The following is a 24,260-nucleotide window of genomic DNA, read 5'->3' on the forward strand; positions in this document are numbered from 1 at the left end:
CTTATCCGGCCTACAAAAGCGAATGTACGTAGGCCGGATAAGGCGCTAGCCGCCATCCGGCTTTATTCGTTATCTGGAACCTATAATGTTTGGTAACTTAGGTCAGGCAAAAAAATACCTCGGTCAGGCGGCAAAAATGCTGATTGGCATCCCGGATTATGACAACTACGTCGAGCATATGCAGACCAACCATCCGGATAAGCCGTACATGACCTATGATGAATTCTTTCGCGAACGCCAGCAGGCCCGCTACGGCGGCGACGGTAAAGGCGGCGTACGCTGCTGTTAATGGAGGCAAACATGGCACCGATTGCAGTCACCCTGCTGACTGGTTTTCTTGGCGCAGGTAAAACGACCCTGCTGCGCCATATTCTTAACGAAGAGCACGGCTTCAAAATTGCCGTTATCGAAAACGAATTTGGCGAAGTCGCCGTCGATGACCAGCTTATCGGCGACCGCGCCACGCAGATTAAAACCCTGACCAACGGCTGTATCTGCTGTACCCGTTCCAACGAACTGGAAGATGCCCTGCTCGATCTGCTCGACAGCCGCGATCGCGGCGAGATTGATTTTGACCGGTTAGTCATTGAGTGCACCGGCATGGCCGATCCTGGCCCGATTATTCAGACCTTTTTCTCCCACGATGTGCTGTGCGAGCGCTACCTGCTGGATGGGGTGATTGCGCTGGTTGACGCAGTGCATGCCGATCAGCAGATGAACCAGTTCACCATTGCCCAGTCACAGGTGGGCTATGCCGATCGCATCCTGCTCACTAAAACTGACGTAGCGGGCGACAGCGACAAGCTTCGTGAACGGCTGACGCGTATTAATGCTCGCGCGCCAATTTACAGCGTCATCCACGGCGATATCGACCTGAGCCAGCTATTTAACACCAGCGGTTTTATGCTGGAGGAAAACGTGGTCAGCAGCAAACCGCGCTTCCACTTTATGGCCGACAAGCAAAACGATGTTTCGTCGATTGTGGTGGAACTGGATTATCCGGTGGATATCAGCGAAGTCTCAAGGGTGATGGAGAATCTGCTGCTCACCTTCGCCGAACAGCTGATGCGCTACAAAGGGATGCTGTGGATTGACGGCGAGCCTAACCGCCTGCTGTTTCAGGGCGTTCAGCGCCTCTACAGCGCCGACTGGGACCGGCCGTGGGGCGTAGAACCGCCACACAGTACGCTGGTGTTTATCGGCATCAATCTGCCGGAAGAGGAAATTCGCGCGGCGTTTGCCGGGTTGCTCAAGTAACCCTTTGATTGCTGACAGAGTGCAGCGCTGTTGTAATCGTCCGGCGGCGCTTCGCTGGCGCGGGCCTACAAAAAATCATAACCTGATGATATTGTGATTTTTGTAGGCCGGGCAAAGCGCTAGCCGCCGCCCGGCAGTAATGTGAGCACTAAGGAAAAACTGCCTGATGGCAGGTTTTTTGTATTCACACCGTTATTTATGCACCACCACCAGCTTCTGATTCACAAACTCTTTAATCCCCAGATCGGAAAGCTCGCGGCCAAATCCGGAGCGTTTGACGCCGCCAAACGGCAACTCCGGCGCGGTATCGGTTAACCAGTTGATATAGACCATCCCGGTTTCGATTCGCGATGCCATCCGTTTCGCCCGTTCGATATCCTGGCTGAACACTGCGCCCCCCAGGCCATAGTGCGAATCGTTAGCCAGTTTCACCGCCTCATCGTCATCTTTCACCACGTAAATTTGCGCCACCGGACCAAAAAACTCTTCAAAATATGCCGGATTATCGCGGGTGATTCCGGTCAGAATAGTCGGCTCGAAAAAGCTGCCTTCCCGCTGCGCGGGTTTGCCGCCCAGGTGCAATTTGGCGCCGTTTTTCACCGCCTCATCCACCTGTTTGCTCAGGGTTTCCAGCGCGTCTTTTGAGGAGAGCGGACCCAGCGTCGTGCTCTCGTCTAGCGGATCGCCCATCTTCACCTGACGGAACGCATCGGCAAATTTGCTGAGGAACTGGTCAGCAATTTTTTCATGGAGAATAAAGCGTTTTGCGGCAGTACAGACCTGTCCGGCGTTGTTGAGTCGGGCCTGAACACCAATCTTCACCGCTTTCTCCAGATTTGCGTCATCGAGCACCACAAACACATCGTTACCACCCAGTTCAAGCGTCGCTTTCTTGATGTGTTTAGCCGCCTGCGCTGCTACCACGCTCCCGGCTTTTTCCGAGCCGGTCAGCGCCGCGCCCTGTACCCGATCGTCGGCGATAATCTTCGCCACCTGATCCTGAGAAATAAACAGATTGGTCCATGCCCCTTCTGGCGCACCGGCTTCACGCACCAGATGAGCAAAAGTTTCCGCACAGTGCGGAACGATGCTGGCATGCTTGGCGATCACCGGATTCCCCGCCGCCAGATTTGGTGCCAGTACGCGCATTAGCTGGTAATAAGGGAAGTTCCACGGCTCTACGGCCATCAACACGCCGACAGGATGGTGTTCGACCCACGCCTCGCCCAGCTCTGACTGATACTTCACCGGGGCCAGAAACTGTTTCGCGTTGTCGGCGTAGTAGCGGGCAATTTGCGCACACAGCTTAACCTCGCCGCGGCTTTGCTCGATGAGCTTCCCCATCTCCTGGCTGGCGATTTTGGCCAGTTCGTCCACCCTGCTGTCAATCATATCAGCCAGCTTACGCAGCACCGGCAGCCGCTGGTCAATATCCCCTTTCGCCCATTCGGAATGATAAAGCGCATCTGCTTTTTGCAGCGCCGCCTCCACGTCCGCATCGCTATGAGCGGGATACTCTTTGATAAGTTGGTTGTTCGCAGGATTCACCGTCTGGTAAGCCATATCGTATGTCTCCTTGTTATCGCTATTAACACAGTCATAAATGCTGCACAGGATATTAAGGGTAGTCGAGATGGCCAGGGATGAGTGTAAACTCAGGTATATCCGGAATTTTCCAAGAAAAGAATAACGATAATCACCGAACAGACTTTCTACCGGAGAACTCAACAGAACAGCAATGGATTAGTGATTATTGACCGTGATATCCGCTTCCGGCAGACCGGTAATTCTCAGCACCGTGTCCAGCGCCATGCCATCAGCAAGCATGGTTCGGGCAATGCGTAACGCTTCGGCGCGCTGGCCTTCTTCAACCCCTTCAAGGCGGCCCTCAAGCCGACCTTCCCGCTTGCCCTGCCTGCGCCCCACTTCACGTAATCTTTCGGCGATAGTCATTAACTTCTCCTTGTGCTGCGGCACCCGCTGGGCCACTTCGCGGATAAACCTACCCAAACGAAGCGCTTTGCTTGAGTGAATAAGATAATTAAACAGCGTTTTCAACTGCCTGTCATTAGCGTATCCGCTAAGCAGAATGGTCGTCAGATGTTCAACAATGCCCAGCAGATCGCGCTGACGAATATGCTTTTGCATGAGTTCCAGTAACGCGACTCTACGATGCTGCACAATTTCATCATCTGGCACGACGGTAATATCCACCAGCGGAAACGGTACGGTGTAGAGCTGTTTAGCCAAAGCAGGGTCAGAGCCAGGATAACGAATACGGCCAGGGAGACACCGCGCCGTGATAGAAAAAAATCGGTACCACCAGCGGCAGCGTTTTTACGAGCCTCGACGAAAGATATCTTTCCTTTGCTGCAAGCGCGGTATTTTTGCCGAACGCAGCTCGCATTTCGCCCTCGACCTGCTGGCATGTTATAAACAGAAATCCCTCTGCTAAGGAGCCTTTCGTGAGCCATACGCGCGATATTCTGCAAACCTTCTGGCGTGATGAACAGCTGCCATGGCTGGAGCTGCGCAGCACCTGGCGCAGCCGTCAGGCCTATAAACGTCATCGCCATCCGCAGCTCTCGGTGGGGGCGATTATCGACGGGGAAACGCGCTGTATCTGCAACGGGCAGGAGTACCTGCTGCGCCCTGGCGACCTGATCATTATCCCCGCGCAGGCACCTCATAGCTGCAATCCGCGCAACGGCCAGCCGCGCAGCTACCATATGCTTTACCTCGATTTAAGCTGGTGCTGGCAACAGCTGGCAACCGCACCTCAGCAGCGCCAACTGATGACATTACAGCCCGTGATACGCGACGCTGGCCTCTTTGCGCGGTATCTGCAGATTGTGGAACTGATGAGCCAGCAGAACACCGCGGCGCTCCCCGCAAGCGTTGCCCGGCTGCTTCAGGCATTACCGCTGCGCCCGCAAGTACCGCAGGCGTTAAGCCAAACCAGTTCCCGGCTGTTTAGCCGCCTGGCAACCAGTCTGCAAGAACCGCCAACGCTGGATAGTCTCGCCAATGAGTTCGCCCTGCGTAAAGAGACGCTGATCCGCGCCTTCAAGCACGATACCGGCCTGACGCCCGCCAGCTTTATCAATATGGCGCGTATTGAGTTCGCCAAAACGCGCCTGCGCGCCGGGGATAATATTGCCGACGTTGGCTATCAGGCCGGGTTTGCCGATCAGAGCCACTTCCATAAGACCTTTGTCAGCTATACCGCCGCCACGCCGCGCCAGTATGCGCAGGGGCGATCAATATCAGACAATAATTAGCATTCACGCTGGCATAGGGTGACCTCAGGTTATTACTGAGGTTGCTATGGACATACTCGCTACGCTCTTTCCTCCCGCCTTCCCCGCGCTGGCGCTTTCCCATTTCGTCGCCCTGCTGAGCCCCGGCCCGGATTTTTTCCTGCTGGTGGGCTACGCCATCCGCTATCGTCTGCGCGGCAGCGTCGGCCTGTGTATCGGCATTGCCGCCGGAAACGGTCTCTATATTATGCTGGCGATTATCGGCTGGGGGCTCCTGCGCCATGCGCCGCTGCTGTTTACGCTGATTGAACTGCTCGGTGCAGCATATTTGCTGTGGATTGGCAGTCTGCTGCTAAGAAGCCGCCCGACAACGCTGGATTTACGTAGCGCCTCAGCTTCATGTCCTTCGCTGGTAAGACAGCTTCTTCTGGGGCTCGGATCTTCACTGCTGAATCCGAAAAACGCGCTATTTTATCTCGCATTGATGACGTCGCTACTGGGGCCGAACGTCACCCTGGTGCAGCAGGCCGTCAGCGGGGTGTGGATGACCAGCATCGTACTGATATGGGATCTGTTGCTGGTGGCGCTGATTGCGCTACCGTCAGTGCAGCGTCGTCTGTCCGCCGTCGTCTGGCGAGTCGAGCGGGCGGCCGGCGGCGTGCTGATGGCTTTTGGCTGCTGGATTGTGTGGCAGTTTTTGCACGAGGCCGCCATCAAGCTATATGCTTAACCTTATGGAAAAACTCGCTGAACTGAAACGCGCCAAACTGCTGGCGCTCTCGCTGCTGCTGATTGCAGTCGCTATTTTTATCACTACCCTCGTGCTGCCGCCAACGCCGTGGGTCGGTGCGCTGAAGGCTATCTCCGAAGCGGCAATGGTCGGCGCGCTGGCGGACTGGTTCGCGGTGGTGGCGCTATTTCGCCGTATTCCGCTGCCGTTCGTTTCTCGACATACGGCGATTATCCCGCGCAATAAAGACCGGATTGCCGATAATCTTGGCTATTTCGTGCAGGAGAAATTTCTCGATACTCCGTCGCTGGTCGCGCTGATCCGCCGCTATGAACCGGCGCTGATGCTCGGCAACTGGTTCAGCCAGCCGGATAACGCTCGCCGGGTCGGTCAGCACCTGTTGCAGGTCATGAGCGGCTTTCTGGAACTGACCGACGATGCGCGCATCCAGCGCCTGCTGCGTCGGGCGGTGCACAAAGCCATTGATAAGGTCGATTTAACCCAAACCAGCGCCATGATGCTGGAGGGGCTAACCCGCGACAACCGCCATCAGAAGCTGCTGGATTCGCTGATTAGCCAGCTCATCGCTCTACTACAGCGCGACAGTTCGCGGGCGTTTATTGCCCGTGGGATCGTCCGCTGGCTGGAGACCGAACATCCGCTAAAAGCTAAACTGTTGCCCACCGAATGGTTGGGCGAACACAGCGCCGAAATGGTCACCGACGCGGTCAATACGCTGCTTGATGAGGTGACTCAGGATCGCACGCATCAGATTCGCCAGGCCTTCGATCGCACTGCACTCAAGCTGATCGACAGCCTGAAATCCGATCCGCAGATGGCGGAAAAAGCAGATAACATCAAGGCATGGCTAAAAAACGACGAGGCTTTTAATCGCTATCTTGGCGAGGTGTGGGCCGACCTGCGCGGCTGGATCAAAAACGACGTTAATCGCGAGGATTCACGCATTAAGCAGCGCATTGCCGAAGCCGGGCAGTGGTTTGGCGAAACGCTGCTCCACGATGAGGCGCTGCGCGAGTCGCTGAACGAGCATCTTGAACAGGCGGCGCATCGGGTGGCCCCGGAGTTTGCGGCCTTCCTGACCCGTCATATCAGCGATACGGTCAAAAGCTGGGACTCACGCGACATGTCGCGGCAGATCGAACTGAACATTGGTAAAGATCTGCAGTTTATCCGCATCAACGGTACGCTGGTCGGCGGCACTATCGGTCTGGTGCTATGGCTGTTTTCACAAATACCGTCACTGCTGCACCTCCATATTTAATATAAATGATTGTTTCAAATACATATTTATCATAAATATAAATTAACACCTGAAAAGGTATGGATATTTCTGTTGACCCTAAATTTATTGCAGTGTGAAGTGCTGGAATAGTGCGCGCCGGTTAAGCGTGCATCGCTGTTTTATCGCGCAAAACTCAACAAGGAGCCCACTGATGTTGCAATGGATATCCCGTTTTTTCGCCCGCCATTCCGCCACGCTGTTCTTCCCGGCAGCGCTGATTCTGTATGATTTCGCGGCTTATCTGACCACCGACCTTATCCAGCCAGGTATCATCCATGTGGTGCGCGATTTCAACGCTGACGTGGCGCTGGCCCCCGCATCGGTGAGCCTGTATATGGCCGGCGGCATGGCGCTACAGTGGCTGCTAGGACCGCTTTCAGACCGTATTGGCCGCCGCCCGGTGCTGCTGACCGGCGCGCTGATCTTTACTCTTGCCTGCTTTGCGACCCTGTTCACCACCTCGATGGAGCAGTTTCTCGCCGTGCGCTTTATTCAGGGCACCAGCATCTGCTTTATCGCCACGGTCGGCTACGTCACCATACAGGAGGCCTTCGGCCAGACAAAAGGCATTAAGCTGATGGCGATTATTACCTCGATCGTGCTGATAGCGCCGATTATCGGCCCGCTCTCGGGCGCGGCGCTAATGCACTTCGTCCACTGGAAAGTGCTGTTCGGGATTATTGCCGCAATGGGGTTTATCGCCTGGCTGGGACTGCTGCTGAATATGCCGGAAACCGTGCGGCGCAGCGAGGTTCCTTTTAGCGCCAGCGGCGTGCTCCGCGATTTCCGCGATGTCTTTCACAACCGCATCTTTCTGTTCGGCGCCGCCACGCTCTCGCTGAGCTACATCCCGCTGATGAGCTGGGTTGCGGTCTCGCCGGTTATCCTGATTGACGATGGCGGATTGACCACCGCTGAGTTCGCCTGGACCCAGGTGCCAATATTCAGTTCCGTCATTATCGCCAACCTGTCGGTGGCGCGCTGGGTAAAAGACCCCGCCCGCCCGCGCTTTATCTGGCACGCTGTACCCATCCAGATGACCGGGCTGGCCATGCTGATCCTCGGCAATCTGCTGTGGCCGCACGTCTGGCTGTGGTCGGTGCTGGGCACCTGTTTCTATGCCTTCGGCATCGGGCTGGTTTTCCCGACGCTGTTCCGCTTTACCCTGTTTTCTAACGATCTACCAAAAGGCACCGTTTCCGCTTCGCTGAACATCGTGATCCTCAGCGTCAGCGCGCTCTCCATCGAAGCGGCACGCTGGCTGTGGTTTCACGGCGGCAGACTACCTTTCCATCTGCTGGGCGTTGCGGCAGGGATCGCTGCTGCATTTTGTCTGGCAGGGTTGTTAAGCCGGATCCGCCAGCGCCCGGAAACTGCGCTGGCACAAGAGCCGTAATAGCAAGGCGCGCTACTCCACGGTCCAGGCTTCGCTAAAGCTCTCGTCGGCGAATAGCTCCGTCAGGCCGCTGATCTGTTTCAGGCGCAGCACTTCATCGGCATCCATACCGAGCTCTTCGCCAATGCGCCGATCGTCCCATCCCTGACGGTGTAAATCGCGGACGATATCCGACATGGCCGCGATCTGGTGCTTTCCTCTGGCGCGATTATGCCGAATCGTGGCGGCAATACGTTCTTTCTGCCCCTCGCGTTCAGCATTAATCAGGGTCACCGGAAGATAGCCATGCAGGCGTCGACTCAGCTCCGGGCGCGTCTTACCAATCAGGTGGCGATGAAAACCATCCACGACCAGATGCCGCCGCTGCTGGTAGGCCACCACCACCGGTTGGGTGAAACCATCCAGTTCGATGGATCGCTCCAGAAGTTTCTTTTCTACCGTCGCCATCACGTTAGGATTATAGTCATTTGCCTCTACCGTTTTGGATTCGACCCACAGCACGCAGTCAACCGGTTCGCGACAAAACGGGCTGTGCTGATGAATCAGGCTCTTCAGCTCGTTAATCGCTTTGATTTTCAGGTCAAGATCGTCAAACGACTCAAGATATTCGATCACTGTTTTAGCCACATCCGGTGACATCAGAGCGTCCTCCACTCTTTACGTTTATTGCTCATAAGCCGACAGTACCGTTCATAGTGCTTAGGCTGCGTCGGGCTGAATGACAGCATTCGGCACCAGAAATCGTTTTTCAGCAACGTTTTGCAAATCCGCCGCCATGAGGGAACATCGCGATAGCCGAGATCTTTTTCCTGCTCATCGGGGATATCGTCGGGGAAACCACGGGTCTGGTACCAGTGTAGATAGATGGCGATTTTATTGCGGTAATGTTCAGCGGTTTTTTCCGGCATGCTGTCGAGCAGGAAGAGCGCATACTCACGCCAGCTAAAGTGCGCGGGCTTGCGGATTTTCGTCTTCAGAGCAAAGTAGTCGCCGCTGGCGTTGGCGTAAATCGCGCCGCTATGTGCGCCGCATACTCGTCGGCACATGCGCTCCCACGTCTCCGGCTCCAGAATGTGATACAGCCATAGACCGCGCCGCTGCTCAGGGCCAAAAGGCTCGCAGACGCGCATATTCTTTAGCGGTACTCCGGCGCGATGCATCAGGTCATAAAGCGGGTTGTAGGGCAGTCTCGACTTGTGGTTAAAAATCCAGATATCGCGAGTACGCCAGTCATAGAGCGGATAGCAGGTATAGCTGAACCCCTCAGGCGAGGCGGTCGTCCAGGGCTTATCCTCCTCAAAACGCAGTTTAGTTGGCGAGGTCAGCGCCATATAGCGATGCAGCGACTCATCGGTACGAATACCGATTAGCGAAGCGAGACTCCGGCCCGCTGCCAGCCAGTGCGAGAACGCTGGAACAAAAGCTTCAAACGTCATTTCGGGCTGATAAAAAGGAAAAAAACCGGCACCGGTGATCGCGTCATCGGGCGGTTGCCTCACCCATTCCGCTCCGGCCCGCCAGGCAACCCATTCCGGCTCATGCTGCGATACGCCGCTCACCGTCGTCATGGGCAGCGCCACCCAGTAGAACTGGCTCACCACGTCCTGGTAGCGGTTTTTCATATTTTGCACGTGCTGGATAGTTAATAAATACTGCGCTTCCCAATCCACGAACAATACCGCAAACTTTTTCCCTTTTTGACGCGCGACCACCGCCGCCAGATGAAATAATACCGTTGAATCTTTACCGCCGGAGAAAGATAAACAAACCTGCTCGAAAGTATCAAACACCCAATCCAGGCGCATCAGAGCAGCGTCAAAAACATTCATATTCAGTTTTACGCGTTTCATCCTTCACCCCTGATAAATGAATCGCCTTCAGAATGTACTTATCAATAAATTCCGTAAACAAAATAACCTGTAAATCAGGTCCATAGATTATTCAACCAGATACCAACATGCTGAAAAAAAGCGAGCGCAACTAAATGTTATTCACATCAGAAAATCATATTATCCCATTTAAATTCATAACGTTATGAGAAACGGCCTTATTCTCTTCATTTAATGCAAAAGAGTGTGATCTTGATCACACTTACCACCTGATTTATTTTATCAATATCATTTCTGGCCAAAAACACCCCCCGTCTTTCCAGAATTAGATATAATTCCAGACCAGTTTAAAGATGACGATATTTATTAAGGAACGATATGAGCGATATAGACCTCAGCCCGGCACAACGCGATCTTCTGCGCGAGAAGCTGTGTAAATACTGCGAAGAGAATTTTGAACTGGAGCTGGAGCAATTTGACGCCGAATTCTTTGTCGACTTTATCGCAAAAGAACTGGGGCCGATGTTTTATAACGCCGGGATTGATACAGCGATTGCGACTCACGTTGCCTGGAGCGATCGGATTCAGGAAGAGATGGATCTGAAAAAAGTCTACTAGCGGGAGATCAATAAACACGCATAGTTTTCATGGTTATAATGCGGCTTCTTTCATCATCTCCCGTGTACGGGGAAGGAAATCATGTCGCTTATCACCGATCTACCCGCCATTTTTGACCAGTTCTCCGAAGCCCGCCAGAAGGGCTTTCTTACGGTCATGGATCTTAAAGAGCAAAATATCCCGCTGGTTGGCACCTACTGCACCTTTATGCCGCAGGAGATCCCGCTGGCCGCAGGGGCGGTAGTCGTTTCACTGTGCTCCACCTCCGACGAGACTATCGAAGAGGCGGAAAAGGATTTGCCGCGCAACCTCTGTCCGCTGATTAAAAGCAGCTACGGCTTTGGCAAAACCGACAAATGCCCCTACTTCTACTTTTCCGACCTCGTCGTGGGCGAAACCACCTGCGACGGCAAAAAGAAAATGTATGAGTACATGGCCGAATTCAAAGCCGTGCACGTCATGCAGCTACCTAACAGCGCCAACGACGACGCCTCGCGGGCGCTGTGGAAAGCAGAAATCCTGCGCCTGCAACGGGCGGTAGAAGACCGCTTCGGCACGCCCATTACCGAAGCCGCGCTGCGCGAGGCAATTATCCTCAAGAACCGTGAACGTCGGGCGCTGGCGAACTTCTATCGCGTCGGGCAGCTCAACCCACCCGCGCTCAGCGGCAGCGATATCTTAAAAGTGGTCTACGGCGCAACTTTCCGCTTCGACAAAGAGGCGCTGATTAACGAACTCAACAGCATGGCCGAGCGGGTTCGCCAGGAATGGCAAGAGGGCAAACGGCTGGAAGCGCGACCGCGCATTCTTATCACTGGCTGCCCGATAGGTGGCGCGGCGGAAAAAGTGGTGAAAGCGATTGAGGACAACGGCGGCTGGGTGGTCGGTTTTGAAAACTGCACCGGCGCCAAAGCCACCGAGCGTTGCGTCGAAGAAACCGGTGATGTTTACGACGCCCTGACCGACAAATACCTCGCCATCGGCTGCTCCTGCATCTCGCCGAACGACCAGCGCTTAACCCTGCTCAGCCAGATGGTAGAAGAGTACCAGGCCGACGGCGTGGTAGATGTGATATTGCAGGCCTGCCACACCTACGCGGTGGAATCGCTGGCGATTAAGCGCCACGTGCGCAATCAGCACAACATTCCCTATATCGCCATTGAGACCGACTATTCGACAGCGGATATCGGTCAGCTCAGCACCCGCGTCGCGGCCTTTATTGAAATGCTGTAGGGGGCATGAGTGACGTTTACCGTAGGGATTGATTCCGGCTCCACCGCCACCAAAGGCATTCTGCTCCAGGACGGCGCTATACAACGCCGTTTTCTCTGCCCGACGCCATTTCGCCCCGCCGATGCCATCGTGGAAGCGTGGGAAACGCTCTGCGCCGGGCTGGATGAACGCCCGTTTTTAACCTTAACCGGCTACGGTCGCCAACTGGTGGACTTTGCCGATAAACAGGTAACTGAGATCTCCTGCCACGGTCTCGGCGCGCGCTTGCTCGCTCCGGAGACCCGCACGGTTATCGATATTGGCGGCCAGGACAGCAAGGTTATCCAGTTGGATGATGACGGCAACCTCACCGACTTTCTGATGAATGACAAATGCGCAGCGGGCACCGGACGCTTTCTGGAGGTTATCTCGCGCACCCTCGGGGCCAGCGTCGAACAGCTCGACAGCATCACCGAAGGCGTCGAGCCGCATGCGATTACCAGCATGTGCACGGTGTTCGCCGAATCCGAGGTCATCAGCCTGCGTTCAGCCGGGGTACCGCCGGAGGCCATTCTCGCCGGAGTGATCAACGCCATGGCCCGGCGTAGCGCCAATTTTATTGGTCGTCTGTCGGCGCAGGGCCCGCTGTTGTTTACCGGCGGCGTCAGCCACTGTGCGGCGTTCGCGCGAATGCTGGAAGGCCACGTCGGCATGGCGGTACATACCCATCCCGACGCCCAGTTCGCCGGAGCGATCGGTGCAGCGCTGATCGGTTTACGTCAAAGGAGCCGCAGATGACGGAATATCTGTTTTTATTTCACTCAACGGTGGGCGTGGTGCGCACCCGCAAAGCCTTGCAGGCAGCGGGAATGACCTTCCGGGTGAAGGACATTCCGCGCCAGCTGCGCGGCGGCTGCGGACTGTGCATTTATCTGAGCTGTGAACCCGGTGAGGAACAGCGGTGGGTTGTTGCAGGTGAAACGGAAGCGATTTACCGTGTCGATGAAGGAGCTTTTATGCTCCTCCATGCGCTCCCATCTACGACAAACCTCACTGATAGTTAAGCGTAAATTCGACCGCCGTATCGGCCTTACCTGCCCGCAGCGTACTTTCATTGTTGCGGGCGTAGCGCGCTTTGAGCGGTATTGCGTAGCTGGCGGTGGATTGCTGTAACGTCAGTCCCGAGTCGGTCAGCGTATTGGCTTTCGAATTGGTCAACACATTCACGTTTTCGCGATTTTGTATCTCAAGACACATGCCTTTTGCCATATCGGTATCATCAGTCAGCGCTGCGCACTCGCCGCCCGTCGCCAGCGTTTGATAGCCACTGACCGGATTAAGCAAAAATCCAATGCTATTAGCCATGTCTGGCGCGCCTATCGTATAGTCGGTCGAACTTCTCCAGCGAATCACCGCCGTCGACGAAGAGTCCGATGCATTACGGTTGTAGCGTCCGTACATCGGCGGGCAGTTCAGGAGATTGATATTGAAATCCACCCATTCGGTGGTCGTCGATTCCGCAATCGAATGTTCTCCCATGGGCACCGTGACATCCGGCGTCTGGCAGGTACCGGCAACGACATTCACTGAACCAGAAATATACCAACGGTAACCGTAGTCCCTGGTCATATCAGTCGTGTTCGTCGCCTGAGCAGAGCGAGTAATCGCCGGGTAGTTGAACGCCACCGACCAGACCCCCGGAGAGATATCCCCGACCTTAACCAGCAGAAGTTCAAACGCCTGATCGGTATACACCGAGCCAAAAGGCGTGGCTTCCACATCAGAGATTTTCGTTTGCAGAGTGGAGGAGTCCGGTAACCCAAATAACGATGTTGAATTATTATTATAGGTAACGGTGACAACCATCCCAATGCCGGAAACCCCCGTACTGTAAACATTAAATCCCCGATACTGGCCAACGATCGCAGGCAGCGCCCCTTCAATATTTAACGCATGGACCAGCTTAATATATTCCCCACCAGACACGTTCGAAATACAGCCATCGACACCGATGAGCTGCGTATCGGCATCATAAATGTACTGTCTGTAAAGTACCGATCCCACAGGCAAATCGCGTAACGCCGAAACCGTCGTACCTTTGCCTAATACCGAGACACTTTTTTCAATATAAGACGTACGGCCAGAATAATTTTTCGCACAGGTAATCGAAGCGGACGAAACAAACGGCAGCAGTAATAATCCCGCTAATCCCCATCGTAGCCAGCTTTTCATCGGCATCATTAACCCTCCCTGGAGGTTAGCGGCATTCGGCATTCATGTTGATAATTTCCGCCCCTGAAGAGGCCGGAAGTGAATAATTGATGGTACAGGAGTCCTCTTTGCTATCTCCCCAGCTCACCCGCAGCTGGCCTGAAATATGAGCAAGGCGGGCAAAAATACGTTGCCCCTGGCCTACCACGCCAACCACGTTTTGCTCCGCATCCTGCACATCGGCCCCAAATGGAATATCGTGATTATTGACCAGACGAATCATCACCGCCTGTCCCTGCACGGTATCAAAACGCAGTTTGACCACCGCACCGCTATAAGGCGCAATTTTCTGACTGGTATTTTCCAGCTCAACGCTCTCTGAAATACCTTTCGGGTCAATTTCGATCAGGTTGTTCTGATAAGCATTCAGATAAGGGACGATAGCGTAGCCAAAACGATCGACGGTAATGCCTGAATAACCGCTCACTTTCGCGCCCTGCGCGCCTTTTGCTTCAACTAACGCCATGGTGTCGGCGGTATAGGGGGTCAGCGTGACGCCGCCGCTGTGCGCAACCGCGCCGCCGCTAATGCCAAAAGAGTAGTTGCTGTAATGTTTACCCGTTCCCGCCTGCGCCTGGAGCATCGCCAGCGAACTGCGCAGCGATGTATTCAGCGAACCGCTCGTTGCCCCCCCATGATTGCTATTGGACGCCGACAAGCCATAGCTCAGCGAGTTATCTTCCAGCGCCGTACCGCTCAGCCCTAGCTGCTCGCGAACCACGCCGCCCGGATCGTGATTCAGGTTCATCGACATCTGGCTAAAAGGCGTGGTATTGCCGAGCGGAATGCTCAGCGTCAACTGGTAGTGGTTTTCATAATCGCCATCACCATTGCGGTTACGGCTCATGCTCAGACCGTAGCTCACTCGCCCCAGAGAATTGTTATAACCAAACTGATACTGACGGTCAGTACCTTGATTGTTATCCCAGTAGTTCTGCTGCCAGACGTTGAGGTAAAAATTTCCCCACCCTTCCGGCAGATTCTGGCTGGCGCTGATGCTGAGACGGCTTTTGGGGCGATGGATATCCCACGTACTATCGCCATATTTCTGCGCATCGCGGATCTGCATCGCCGTCATAAAGTCGAGGTACTCTTCGGTCGAATAACGGTATGCCGCAACGTTAAAATTACTGCCGGTAGATAAAATGAATTGGCTGTATTTCAACTGATAGCTTTGCCCCGACATGCGCTTGCCGTAGCCCTCCAGCGGTTTCTCCAGTTGCGCCTGCGCCTGGGTGGCGTCCAGAGAGAATGTCCCGACGGACGTACCCAGCGACATACCCACAATACCCGCCTGATAATCTTCATTACCCTGAAGACCCGCATAGCCGGTAAAAAAATTGTTCAACCCACGGCTCCACGTCAGTTCACCGAAAGCAGGCTCGCTTTCCACCTGATCTTTACGCAGCTTACCTATCGTCATGCTGTAGTGGTTAGTGCCCGAACGGAGTAAATTACTGGTCGCCGCGTAGGGGATTGTCTGCTGCTGCTCGGAGCCATCCGCTTCCTTAATCACCAGTTGCAGATCGCCACCGTAGCCAGTGGGATAGAGATCGTTAATTTCAAACGGGCCGGGCGAAACGGCCGTTTCGTACAGCAAACGCCCCTGCTGGAGAATCTGCACCTTCGCCGACGTACGGGCAGTTCCGCGAACAATAGGCGCATAGCCGCGCTGGGAATCAGGCAGCATCTGCTCTTCATTCGCCAGTTGAATACCGCGAAATGCAAGGGTATCAAACAGCTCGCCGCGGGTATTGCGGTCGCCTATCGACAGGCGTCCTTTTATCGCCGGAATATCGCGCTGAACCCAGGAATTGAGCGCCTGATAGTGGCTGCCCTCGTCATCCTGCCAGCTCCAGTTGCCATTGTGACGAAAATACCAGTTCCCCAGGTTAAAACCCGCAGTGATCCCCGAATAGGCGCTATCGTTTTCCGTTCCCCGGTTTTGCTGGTGATAATAGTTCGCATTGTAGGTCAACAGCCCTGCCGTCACGCCTTTGTTCCACAGCGCCGGGTTGACGTATCCCCGCGGGTTACGAATCAGATAAAGCGTTGGAAGTTCTAAATCCAGCGCCTGGTTGCCAGGATCGAATTCCGACTTTACCTGGGGGATAATCTCCGCCATAGAGAGGCAGGCATCATCCGCGCTATTAGCCAGCAGCGATTGCGCATTCTCGCTAAGCTTCTCGACATTCAGCGGCAGCGTACGCCATGTTTCAGTCGCCAGACATATGCCCCCTGTTATGGCTGGCGGTTTACTCTCGCTGACCGTAATATCCTGGAAACCCTGATACTGACCGTTGAGCCGTAGCTCCACGCGATATTTTCCCGGCACGGCCTGGTCGCGTTCATAATGTCTCAGATCGATTTTTTTCTGGCTGCCCTGGCTCATAAAGGTGCTATTAAACTGCACTTCATCTGCGTCCTGCGCGATTGCAAGGGGGCTAAAACCAAGCGAGAACGCCACAGCCAGAGGCGTCGGTTTAAAATAGCAGGAACGAATCATCAAGAACCCCGTTCTATTCCATTACTGTTTACAGGGCGGCGATAACACAATGAATACCGCATTAATTAATTTATTTTTTATTAGGATCCACAGGACGTAGAGCGCCGTAGTCATTGATAATCATCGGGTACCAGCGGGTGGTCGCACGGTCCAGCGACCAGGTATGAGTTTCACCTGGCGTTAACATGCCGCCTGCGCCAATATTTTTTTCCCCTTTTTCATCTTCTGAAAAGTAGGCTACCGTCACGTGATATGGGGTGGCGTTATGCGCGGTGACTTTATTTCCCTGGCGCTTCCAGACAACGTTTTCCGGGGCATCACTCGCGTTTTTAATCAGATTTTTGGGGCGATAGAAAAGTTTCAGACGAGAACGAAAAGCCATTGATAGCAGGTTTTTCTCTGCTAGTTCGCCTTTAACCATGGGGGGAACCTCCAGAACGTTAAGATAAAAAATAGACTCTTTATCCTGCGGTAACGTTTCGCCTGTAAAACGAATACGCAACGTCTGTCCTTTTCCGGCATTAACACGGTTAATCGGCGGGGTTAGCAAAAAAGGAGCTTTTGCCGTATCCGGGGTTGAATTTTGATCGCCATTATCCACCCAGGATTGAATAAGTACCGGCGAACTCCCCTTATTTTCCATTTTCACGGTCACTTCCCGCTCGGTTGCCGGGTAAATAACGCGCGTTCCTGAGATAACCACTGAGCCACAGGCAGGAAAGGCCGCAGTTATAACAAGCAGCATAGTGAGAATGCTTTTTTTCATTACGGAATCCCTCCTGTTAACCGATGGAATTCCTTCCATCGGTGATTTCATATGTCATCCAATGACGATAAATTTACTGATAGTTAATGCTAAAATTCACGTTACTGGTTACTGCCCCCGGAGTCGTTGCGCCTGTCGCGTAATATTGAACAGCATAAGGCAGGATAGTCGTTCCTGTGCTCGCCCCAGTAGTATTCGGAATAACAACCTGAGTATTGGTTGAACTCTGCGAGTTATGGCCCACCTTAATAGCGCTATCGCTTTGGACATCAACCAACTGTAGCTGGACGTTACCAGCGCCGCTTGAAGTCGTATTCACCAGATTATTGGTGACGCTGTCTACAGTTGCACCACCTTCAAAGTAAGCGGCTGCCGTAGAAGTGGTTACCAGGCCAGTACAGCCAGAAAGCTCGATATTAAATTGCGTACGTCCACCAGTAGTGCCCGCAGTCGCCAAAGATGCGGTTGAAAGTGTCGGTAATACGACCGTAGCCGGGGAAGCTGCGCCATCAACAGCGATCTGGCAGGTCGCGTCGGTTAGCTTGCCCTGGAAGTTGATTTGCCCATCAGTCGCCTGAGCGCCCGCCGCAACCAGGCAAGAAACAACCGCAGTAGATAATAATAAACGTTTCATATTTAACTCCATGTTAAAAAATCCCTGGATAAGGGAGCATCATTTATAGATAAGCACTCTTTCTAGAGGGTAAACCGTCAAAGCAGACTATCCATAACGGTCAACTATTTATTAGTGCCAATACAAAAATATTAGCTACTAACAAAACGGCCATGAGGTCTGATTTATTTACAGACTAAATATCATCACAATTAATAATTAAGGCTGATAAAGTATTTTTATATTCCCAGAGGTAATTCTGTATCCTTTTCCGGCAATTCGCTCAATCATATTATCCTGCACACCGGCTAACTGCAGGTTTTGTTTTAAAGCCGTCATCACTTGCACTAATCTGGAATGCGAAGAACTCAGTCCATTTTTATCCCAGACGTGATGCATGATGTCATTATCGGTAATAATCTCTTTCTGATGTTGCATGAGAAGAAAGAATAAAAGATTAGACATCGTACTACGTAAAACAATAGGGCTCTCTCTCTGTAACTGACGAGAAACGTTAACTATTTTAAGTGGGCTATCAAAACAAAAAATTGCATCATCAATAAGAAAACCAAAAACAGAGAATGGCATTCACATATCCTTATATAATCATCCGTAATTATACATCAAGTGAATATAAGTATTTCCTGGTACGCACTAATAATAATCTTAATGTTCTTCGGTGATTATAATCTTAATATTAAATAAACCTCAACCCGCATCACATTTAGCTATAAACACTGTCAAATCACGAAAAACAAGAACAAAAAACCACAATCAAATGTAAAACCAAAAACAAACCCTCTTAAAAATTGAAGAATAATCTTAAAGATGTAACGAAAAATACTAAAAACATAAAACTTTATTTTTTGAAAAATCAGGATAAAAATCTAAAATTATATAAATTTCGTTTTAAAACAAAGAATTAAATAAAAATGAGATTGTGAAGTAGAAATGTGAACTAATTTTATTTAGTGTGACAAAAAACAAGTCATTCACAAGAAAAATCTCATGCACAAATACATATTTATAATTTATAAAAAATAAATTCTCTTCGCGGATATTATTCTTAGGGGGCAAAATCGCCCCCTCAGGTTTCAAACAAACGTCAAATCTGAATGGTAATTTTGACGCCAAAGCACGCCTCACTCCGTAATAACAAACCGCGTTGGCGTAAAGCAGTTCAGCAGCCGATGCACCAGAAAGACCATGGTCAGCGTCACCACCAGGGCAGCAGTTACCGAGGTGATGCGATAGAGATCGCTGAACACCAAGTCCTGGTCCGGATGCAGGTTCTGGCCGAACATGATGCCGATGGTGGTAATGCTGGCGAAGCCAACGCCAGCGCCGACTTTCTCCATCACGTGCAGGCGGGCGCTAAACGCCAGACCGAGGCCAATCAGCGGCATCATCAGCACCATATGGTTGCTGAAATCATAGATAATTAACTGCACCAGCAGAATATAGAGACAGGCCAGCATTACGCCCACCACGCGCCAGATCGAGCTGATCACCGCGCCGCGATAGTGCATCGGGAAGAGAATTAAAATCCCCGCCATCAGCGCCGACAGGGAATCACTCAAATCGCAGACCTGAAAAATCACAAAGATCATCGTCGCCACGCTGCCGGAAAGCAGCGATTCATGGCGAATACGGGCGGCATCTTTTTCAATGCGCGGCGGCGGTTTGCGCGGTTCCACATCCGGAATGAAGTAGTTCAGCAGCGCGCTGAGGGCTACCGCCATCACGCAGGCCTCCATGTTGGAGAACATCAGCGTGTGCCAGTTGCTGGTGGGATAGCTCATAAAGTTGAGCATAGTGCTCTGACACACCACGCCCATCGACCCCAGCAGAAACAGCGGTCCCTGGCTCATAAAGCGAAAGCGCATCACGTACAGGCCAAACACGACCAACGTCATGATCACCGGCCACTGCGAAAGATAGCCGACGATCAGCACCATTTCGACGCAGTTCACCGCTGCGCTAAACACAAACTGCCGCGCCACGTGGCGGTTAAATACCGGCACCAGCGACAGCAGCATCAGCGGATACACGACGAAAAAGACGCCATACTGCACATCGTAGAAGGTCGAAATGCTCAGCGCGATAGTTCCGGCGACGGCGATACGTAGGGTCTGGCGAAAATCATTCGCCGTGTAGACGATGTTGCCGTGCGGAGTGAAGACCCGCGCCAGGGTGTTAATAGACATAGTGCAGCAGGCTCACCAGATGGATCTGCGCCCCAGCAAATGTGCGGGCAAACGGGCCATCGCTATTATACAGCTGCACCGTGGCGCGCGCGCCGGTGGGCAGCGGCTTGTCCAGCGGCTCATCGAGCGCTACGTGAATACGCATACGCTGCGCATCACGCACCCAGCGGGTGGACTACTCCGGCTGCGACAGCTGGCCGTTGACCTCTTCCTGCCCGGCCAGAATCCCGGCATCGCTGCTGGTGACGCGCGCTTTAAAAACTTTACCCGGCAGCGCATCAAACACCACCGCCGCATCGGTATTCACGCCGGTGTGGCGCAGGCTCTTCTCACGAAAATCAGCGACGATATCGGTGTGATTGCTCACCAGCGCCAGCAACGGCGTGGCGGCGGTGGCGTACAGTCCGGGGTTGAGCTGAAGGTTGCTCACCATGCCGTCAGTTTCGGCGCGGACCTGCGTCCAGCCGAAGTTAAGCTGCGCCTCTTCCAGCGCATTGCGATACTTTTGCAGCGTCACGTTGCGCGCATCATCGCGTTCGCCGCGCTGGATCAGCAGGTTCTGGATGCTGGCGCTGAGCGCGCTGACCGACTGCTCGCTGGTTTGCCAGGTGGTGCGCACCTTATCCAGGTCCGACTGTGAGACGTTCTGCATGGTGCTCAGCCGCTGATATCGGTCGAGGGTAACCTTGTCATTTCGCGCGGTGTACTGGGCGGTGCGCAGGTTGGCGCGGGCAGAGGCGATCTGTGCGTCCAGTTGCTGGTTGCTCAGCTTAGCCTGCTCAAGGGCGATCTGCGCCGCTTCAACTTTGTTGATAAACGGCGTCGGGTCCAGCTCATAGAGCAGGTCGCCCTTCTTCACCTGGCTGTTGTTATGGACATAGACATGGGAGACATAGCCGGAGACGCGCGACGAGACCGGGGTCACCACGCGCATCACGGTGGAGTCCGGGGTGAGCGGGATCCAGATATCGGCAACGATAAACCAGGCGAATATCGCCAGGAACGCGGCAATACTCACCCTTACCCAACGGGCAAACTTCTGTTCAGGGGTCATCATAGTTTTTTAGATCTTATTATCTTCTTCGCGGATAGTCCGCAGATTGCAGGCGATGTGATTTAACGTAGCGCTGAAGGTGGCGAGTTCCGCCTCGGGAATGGTTCGGGTGACGCGATTTTGATAAGTCTCAATCACGCGGTTCAGCTCTTCCAGCCTCGAGCGGCCTTCCGCCGTCAGCGTCAGCAGGCGTATACGTTTGTCATAGGGCGATGTGGAACGCATCAGATAGCCCTGCTTTTCCAGCTGCGTGAGGGTGCGCATCAGCGGCGGCAGTTCAATGCCCTGCACCTCCGCCAGTTCGCTGACCGAGACGTTATCCCCCAGCTGATGCAGCTGCATCAGCACCGTCCAGCTTGACTGGGTCAGGCCGGTATCGGTAATGGCAGAATCGATAATCGCGCGCCACTGGCGCACCACCATCGCCATACGCATCCCCATCGGGCGGCGAGCAAACAGGTCGTCTTCGGTCATCTTCTTTTCCTCATTTAACGATAAGGAAAATAATACTTATCAGGGTAAGTATCAAGAAACGAAGAGTAGAGAAGCATGAAATGATAAATTATGTGAATGTAAATTCCCGATGGAGTATCGGTTTGGTTTGGTAGCCCGGACAGGCGCGTCAAGCGCCGCCTCCGGGAAAACCCCGGTAGCGCTGACGCTTACCGAGGCGACGAACGCGCGCGGGGTGAAAAACCGCATGTTTTAATTGATCTGATCCCGTCTTAATCCGACGTCTCTCAGCTGTTCATCGCTCATTCGCTGCAAAACTCGTCGCGTTTGCATCCGAAGCCACCATTTTCTGATCGCCCGCCCTAAAAATACCAAGCCGATAAACGGCTGTTTTGCCCGGTTCTCGTGAAATTCCATCCTCTGCCTCCTCGCCTTGCCAGAGGCTTTATCTTCGCGGATCCGGGGCCAGACAATACAGATTCACAAAACACTTTTCTTTAACATACAGATTGATTAAAACGATATCTGCGTGCGGTTTTCACCGCCCATCTGTACTGGTTTATCCATCTGTATGGCAACAAAAAGGGATACAGCATGACTCGCTACCAACATCTGGCCAATTTGCTGGCTGAACGTATTGAACAAGGGCTGTATCGCCACGGCGAAAAGCTACCCTCAGTGCGCAGCCTGAGCCAGGAGCACGGCGTCAGCATCAGCACCGTCCAGCAGGCTTATCAGACGCTGGAACAGCGCCAGCTGATCACCCCGCAGCCGCGATCCGGCTATTTCGTTGCCCCGCAAAAAGCCCAGCCGCCGGTACCGCCGATGTCGCGCCCGGTACAACGCCCGGTGGAAATAACCCAGTGGGATCAGGTGCTGAACATGCTCGACGCCCGCAATGACAAAACCATTATCCCGTTCGGCGGCGGCTCACCGGACGTATCTCAGCCGAGTTTAAAACCGCTATGGCGCGAGCTCAGCCGGGTGATCCAGCATAATATTATCGACGTGCTGAGCTACGATGAGCTGGCCGGACGCCGCGAGCTGCGCGAGCAGATCGCCCGCCTGATGCTCGATGGCGGTTCCGTCGTCACCGCCGACGAGCTGGTGATCACCAGCGGCTGCCACAGCGCGCTGTCGCTGGCCCTGCTCGCGGTGTGTCAGCCCGGTGATATCGTTGCCGTCGAATCCCCTTGCTATTACGGCACCATGCAGATGCTGCGCGGCCTGGGGATCAAAGCCATTGAGATCCCCACCGATCCGAACAGCGGGATCAGCATTGAAGCTTTAGAACTAGCGCTCGAGCAGTGGCCAATCAAAGGGGTCATTCTGGTGCCGAACTGCAACAACCCGCTGGGGTTTATCATGCCGGATGCCCGCAAACGCGCCGTGCTGTGCCTCGCCCAGCGCCACGATATCGTGATTTTTGAGGATGATATTTACGGCGAGCTGGCGACCGACTACCCGCGCCCGCGCACCATTCATTCATGGGATATCGACGGCCGGGTCATACTCTGTAGCTCGTTTACCAAAACCATCGCGCCCGGCCTGCGCATCGGCTGGGTCGCCCCGGGCCGCTACTACGATCGCCTGTTGCAGATGAAATACGCCGCCAGCGGCACCAACGTCCCCTCAACTCAACTGGCGGCCTCCACCTTTATTCGCGAAGGCCACTATCACCGCCACGTGCGAAGAATGCGGCAGATCTACCAGCGCAATATGGAGATTTACACCTGCTGGCTGCGGGAATATTTTCCCTGTGGCATCTGCGTCACCCGCCCAACCGGCGGCTTTATGCTGTGGGTCGAACTGCCCGAGCAGGTGGATATGGTCTGCGTCGCCAAACAGCTGTGCCGCATGAAGATCCAGGTCGCGCCGGGATCGCTGTTTTCGGCTTCAGGGAAGTATCGTAACTGCTTAAGGATCAACTGCGCCCTGCCGCCGATCGAGAAGCATCGGGAGGTGATGGTGCAGCTGGGCATGGCGGTGAAAGTGGCGATGGAGTGAGTAATAATTTCAACTGACTGGAAAAATATATGCGAAGTAACCTAAAATCATTTTTGATAAATGCATTAAAAATTATTCCGGGGTATGATTTTCTCTCGGAAATGTATATATTCATTAAACACCCCGAAATATATGACGGCAACAATGAATATGCTCCACTTGTAAACTCTGGCGCTAATCTATTAAAATCCATATTAATTGTAGGATCATTGATAACTGCATTCACTTTTCTTTCAATTAAATCAGCTCCCATAACTAGCTTTAAATTAATATTCAATCAACTATATTGGTATATTCTTTTGTTAATCCAACCTATAAAGTTTGGAGTCTTTTTCTGGCTGTGTATGTCCACAGCAACTCGATTTAAAAAAAATGTGTGCCATAGTGTTTATTTTTTTCAGGTACTTCAAACCTACGCGGTTATTAATGTAATAATATTCTTCTTGTTTTGTATAGCAATCAACAGAATTTTCCTTACTGGAGATTTTAACAGACCATCTGGCAACATTGATCTAATGATAGGTTTTATATTGGCATTACTTGTTCTTATACTTACATTCAGATTATTAATAGCTCCATCATTTCATTACTTGTCGATGTATTACAAAAAACCATCCAGTGCAATTATCCTACTCTTATCAATTAGCATTTCTTATTATTTAGCCAATCAAATGAAATTAGTAGACGGAAAGAGAATCGTGAACAAAAAAGAATTCTGCGAATTATCTTATGATTTAAAAATAAATCCCTCACACATTAATAAAATCGATAAAAACCT

22 protein-coding genes and 2 pseudogenes are annotated in these 24,260 nt (G+C 53.0%); 11 read left to right on the forward strand and 13 right to left on the reverse strand.

Features of this window, described 5'->3' with window-relative positions:
* The first annotated feature begins 85 nt into the window (after positions 1 to 85).
* Together FN082_RS08080 and yjiA are read left to right on the forward strand one after the other, a co-directional pair.
* Positions 86 to 289, forward strand: a complete 204-nt coding sequence (locus FN082_RS08080; RefSeq protein ID WP_004098292.1) for a YbdD/YjiX family protein — start codon at positions 86 to 88, stop codon at positions 287 to 289.
* Positions 290 to 300: 11 nt separating this feature from the next.
* A complete protein-coding gene (gene yjiA / locus FN082_RS08085) occupies positions 301 to 1,257 on the forward strand; it encodes a GTPase (protein WP_139539297.1) in 957 nt (318 codons plus the stop codon).
* A 192-nt stretch (positions 1,258 to 1,449) separates the two neighbouring features.
* Here yjiA and FN082_RS08090 read toward each other — a convergent pair whose 3' ends face one another.
* Entirely contained in the window at positions 1,450 to 2,820 is a 1,371-nt protein-coding gene (locus FN082_RS08090; RefSeq protein WP_142981397.1) for an NAD-dependent succinate-semialdehyde dehydrogenase, read from the reverse strand.
* Between the two features lie 180 nt (positions 2,821 to 3,000).
* Positions 3,001 to 3,733, reverse strand: a pseudogene (locus FN082_RS08095) (Rpn family recombination-promoting nuclease/putative transposase); the annotation flags it as partial.
* Here FN082_RS08095 and FN082_RS08100 point away from each other — a divergent pair.
* From FN082_RS08100 to mdtM, 4 genes are all read left to right on the forward strand, one after another.
* Complete coding sequence (locus FN082_RS08100; protein WP_142981398.1) at positions 3,723 to 4,538, forward strand: AraC family transcriptional regulator; 816 nt, start codon at positions 3,723 to 3,725, stop codon at positions 4,536 to 4,538. The pseudogene FN082_RS08095 and the gene FN082_RS08100 overlap by 11 nt on opposite strands.
* A gap of 46 nt (positions 4,539 to 4,584) precedes the next feature.
* Positions 4,585 to 5,247 carry a LysE family translocator gene (locus FN082_RS08105; RefSeq protein WP_142462174.1) on the forward strand — a complete coding sequence of 221 codons (663 nt, stop codon included), beginning with the start codon at positions 4,585 to 4,587 and terminating at the stop codon, positions 5,245 to 5,247.
* A complete protein-coding gene (locus FN082_RS08110; RefSeq protein WP_142981399.1) occupies positions 5,240 to 6,529 on the forward strand; it encodes a DUF445 domain-containing protein in 1,290 nt (429 codons plus the stop codon). Before FN082_RS08105 ends, FN082_RS08110 begins: the two co-directional genes overlap by 8 nt.
* 172 nt (positions 6,530 to 6,701) lie before the next feature.
* Complete coding sequence (mdtM, locus tag FN082_RS08115) at positions 6,702 to 7,946, forward strand: multidrug efflux MFS transporter MdtM (RefSeq protein ID WP_185932111.1); 1,245 nt, start codon at positions 6,702 to 6,704, stop codon at positions 7,944 to 7,946.
* Between the two features lie 12 nt (positions 7,947 to 7,958).
* Here the strand turns inward: mdtM and FN082_RS08120 are convergent, their stop codons facing one another.
* Together FN082_RS08120 and FN082_RS08125 are read right to left on the reverse strand one after the other, a co-directional pair.
* Entirely contained in the window at positions 7,959 to 8,585 is a 627-nt protein-coding gene (locus FN082_RS08120; RefSeq protein WP_142981400.1) for an IbrB-like domain-containing protein, read from the reverse strand.
* Positions 8,585 to 9,796, reverse strand: coding sequence for a phosphoadenosine phosphosulfate reductase (locus tag FN082_RS08125; protein ID WP_142981401.1), 1,212 nt, complete (start codon positions 9,794 to 9,796; stop codon positions 8,585 to 8,587). Before FN082_RS08125 ends, FN082_RS08120 begins: the two co-directional genes overlap by 1 nt.
* A 357-nt stretch (positions 9,797 to 10,153) precedes the next feature.
* On the opposite strand from FN082_RS08125, the gene FN082_RS08130 reads away from it, so the two are divergent.
* The 4 genes from FN082_RS08130 (at position 10,154) to FN082_RS08145 (ending at position 12,669) form a co-directional block, all read left to right on the forward strand.
* Positions 10,154 to 10,393, forward strand: a complete 240-nt coding sequence (locus tag FN082_RS08130) for a DUF2164 domain-containing protein (RefSeq protein WP_139539289.1) — start codon at positions 10,154 to 10,156, stop codon at positions 10,391 to 10,393.
* Between the two features lie 81 nt (positions 10,394 to 10,474).
* Entirely contained in the window at positions 10,475 to 11,626 is a 1,152-nt protein-coding gene (locus FN082_RS08135) for a double-cubane-cluster-containing anaerobic reductase (protein ID WP_139539288.1), read from the forward strand.
* 9 nt (positions 11,627 to 11,635) lie between these two features.
* Positions 11,636 to 12,403 carry a putative 2-hydroxyacyl-CoA dehydratase activator YjiL gene (yjiL, locus tag FN082_RS08140; protein ID WP_142462172.1) on the forward strand — a complete coding sequence of 256 codons (768 nt, stop codon included), beginning with the start codon at positions 11,636 to 11,638 and terminating at the stop codon, positions 12,401 to 12,403.
* Entirely contained in the window at positions 12,400 to 12,669 is a 270-nt protein-coding gene (locus tag FN082_RS08145; RefSeq protein ID WP_142981402.1) for a DUF3343 domain-containing protein, read from the forward strand. The genes yjiL and FN082_RS08145 overlap by 4 nt, the downstream gene beginning before the upstream one ends.
* Here the strand turns inward: FN082_RS08145 and FN082_RS08150 are convergent.
* From FN082_RS08150 to FN082_RS08190, 9 genes and pseudogenes are all read right to left on the reverse strand, one after another.
* Positions 12,656 to 13,846, reverse strand: a complete 1,191-nt coding sequence (locus FN082_RS08150; RefSeq protein WP_142462170.1) for a fimbrial protein — start codon at positions 13,844 to 13,846, stop codon at positions 12,656 to 12,658. The genes FN082_RS08145 and FN082_RS08150 overlap by 14 nt on opposite strands.
* A gap of 16 nt (positions 13,847 to 13,862) precedes the next feature.
* Positions 13,863 to 16,382 (reverse strand): fimbria/pilus outer membrane usher protein, encoded by a 2,520-nt coding sequence (locus tag FN082_RS08155; protein WP_142981403.1) that lies wholly within the window; start codon positions 16,380 to 16,382, stop codon positions 13,863 to 13,865.
* Between the two features lie 70 nt (positions 16,383 to 16,452).
* Entirely contained in the window at positions 16,453 to 17,148 is a 696-nt protein-coding gene (locus FN082_RS08160; protein ID WP_142981404.1) for a fimbrial biogenesis chaperone, read from the reverse strand.
* A gap of 73 nt (positions 17,149 to 17,221) precedes the next feature.
* Complete coding sequence (locus FN082_RS08165) at positions 17,222 to 17,782, reverse strand: fimbrial protein (protein WP_142981405.1); 561 nt, start codon at positions 17,780 to 17,782, stop codon at positions 17,222 to 17,224.
* A 198-nt stretch (positions 17,783 to 17,980) separates the two neighbouring features.
* Positions 17,981 to 18,349, reverse strand: coding sequence for a winged helix-turn-helix domain-containing protein (locus tag FN082_RS08170; RefSeq protein WP_139539282.1), 369 nt, complete (start codon positions 18,347 to 18,349; stop codon positions 17,981 to 17,983).
* Positions 18,350 to 18,903: 554 nt separating this feature from the next.
* Complete coding sequence (locus tag FN082_RS08175; RefSeq protein WP_139539281.1) at positions 18,904 to 19,968, reverse strand: DUF2955 domain-containing protein; 1,065 nt, start codon at positions 19,966 to 19,968, stop codon at positions 18,904 to 18,906.
* Positions 19,958 to 21,025, reverse strand: a pseudogene (locus FN082_RS08180) (HlyD family secretion protein). Before FN082_RS08180 ends, FN082_RS08175 begins: the two are co-directional and overlap by 11 nt.
* A gap of 6 nt (positions 21,026 to 21,031) precedes the next feature.
* The gene (locus FN082_RS08185; RefSeq protein WP_139539279.1) at positions 21,032 to 21,496 is read right to left on the reverse strand and encodes a MarR family winged helix-turn-helix transcriptional regulator; all 465 of its coding nucleotides are present in this window, start codon (positions 21,494 to 21,496) and stop codon (positions 21,032 to 21,034) included.
* Between the two features lie 231 nt (positions 21,497 to 21,727).
* The gene (locus tag FN082_RS08190) at positions 21,728 to 21,892 is read right to left on the reverse strand and encodes a DUF1127 domain-containing protein (RefSeq protein ID WP_139539278.1); all 165 of its coding nucleotides are present in this window, start codon (positions 21,890 to 21,892) and stop codon (positions 21,728 to 21,730) included.
* Between the two features lie 177 nt (positions 21,893 to 22,069).
* Here FN082_RS08190 and FN082_RS08195 point away from each other — a divergent pair, with 177 nt between their 5' ends.
* Positions 22,070 to 23,482 (forward strand): aminotransferase-like domain-containing protein, encoded by a 1,413-nt coding sequence (locus FN082_RS08195; RefSeq protein ID WP_142981406.1) that lies wholly within the window; start codon positions 22,070 to 22,072, stop codon positions 23,480 to 23,482.
* Positions 23,483 to 24,260 lie beyond the last annotated feature (778 nt).

The sequence above is a fragment of the Klebsiella spallanzanii genome, assembly GCF_902158555.1.
Classification (GTDB): Bacteria; Pseudomonadota; Gammaproteobacteria; order Enterobacterales; family Enterobacteriaceae; genus Klebsiella; species Klebsiella spallanzanii.

Bases quoted from the DNA above. Each gene is read 5' to 3' on its own strand.
- FN082_RS08185 (WP_139539279.1), bottom strand. From the start codon at position 21,496: ATGACCGAAGACGACCTGTTTGCTCGCCGCCCGATGGGGATGCGTATG.
- FN082_RS08080 (WP_004098292.1), top strand. From the start codon at position 86: ATGTTTGGTAACTTAGGTCAGGCAAAAAAATACCTCGGTCAGGCGGCA.
- yjiA (WP_139539297.1), top strand. From the start codon at position 301: ATGGCACCGATTGCAGTCACCCTGCTGACTGGTTTTCTTGGCGCAGGT.
- mdtM (WP_185932111.1), top strand. From the start codon at position 6,702: ATGTTGCAATGGATATCCCGTTTTTTCGCCCGCCATTCCGCCACGCTG.
- FN082_RS08165 (WP_142981405.1), bottom strand. From the start codon at position 17,782: ATGAAACGTTTATTATTATCTACTGCGGTTGTTTCTTGCCTGGTTGCG.
- FN082_RS08160 (WP_142981404.1), bottom strand. From the start codon at position 17,148: ATGAAAAAAAGCATTCTCACTATGCTGCTTGTTATAACTGCGGCCTTT.
- FN082_RS08170 (WP_139539282.1), bottom strand. From the start codon at position 18,349: ATGCCATTCTCTGTTTTTGGTTTTCTTATTGATGATGCAATTTTTTGT.
- FN082_RS08145 (WP_142981402.1), top strand. From the start codon at position 12,400: ATGACGGAATATCTGTTTTTATTTCACTCAACGGTGGGCGTGGTGCGC.
- FN082_RS08175 (WP_139539281.1), bottom strand. From the start codon at position 19,968: ATGTCTATTAACACCCTGGCGCGGGTCTTCACTCCGCACGGCAACATC.
- FN082_RS08155 (WP_142981403.1), bottom strand. From the start codon at position 16,382: ATGATTCGTTCCTGCTATTTTAAACCGACGCCTCTGGCTGTGGCGTTC.
- FN082_RS08130 (WP_139539289.1), top strand. From the start codon at position 10,154: ATGAGCGATATAGACCTCAGCCCGGCACAACGCGATCTTCTGCGCGAG.
- FN082_RS08090 (WP_142981397.1), bottom strand. From the start codon at position 2,820: ATGGCTTACCAGACGGTGAATCCTGCGAACAACCAACTTATCAAAGAG.
- FN082_RS08135 (WP_139539288.1), top strand. From the start codon at position 10,475: ATGTCGCTTATCACCGATCTACCCGCCATTTTTGACCAGTTCTCCGAA.
- FN082_RS08105 (WP_142462174.1), top strand. From the start codon at position 4,585: ATGGACATACTCGCTACGCTCTTTCCTCCCGCCTTCCCCGCGCTGGCG.
- FN082_RS08190 (WP_139539278.1), bottom strand. From the start codon at position 21,892: ATGGAATTTCACGAGAACCGGGCAAAACAGCCGTTTATCGGCTTGGTA.
- FN082_RS08195 (WP_142981406.1), top strand. From the start codon at position 22,070: ATGACTCGCTACCAACATCTGGCCAATTTGCTGGCTGAACGTATTGAA.
- FN082_RS08110 (WP_142981399.1), top strand. From the start codon at position 5,240: ATGCTTAACCTTATGGAAAAACTCGCTGAACTGAAACGCGCCAAACTG.
- FN082_RS08150 (WP_142462170.1), bottom strand. From the start codon at position 13,846: ATGATGCCGATGAAAAGCTGGCTACGATGGGGATTAGCGGGATTATTA.
- FN082_RS08125 (WP_142981401.1), bottom strand. From the start codon at position 9,796: ATGAAACGCGTAAAACTGAATATGAATGTTTTTGACGCTGCTCTGATG.
- FN082_RS08120 (WP_142981400.1), bottom strand. From the start codon at position 8,585: ATGTCACCGGATGTGGCTAAAACAGTGATCGAATATCTTGAGTCGTTT.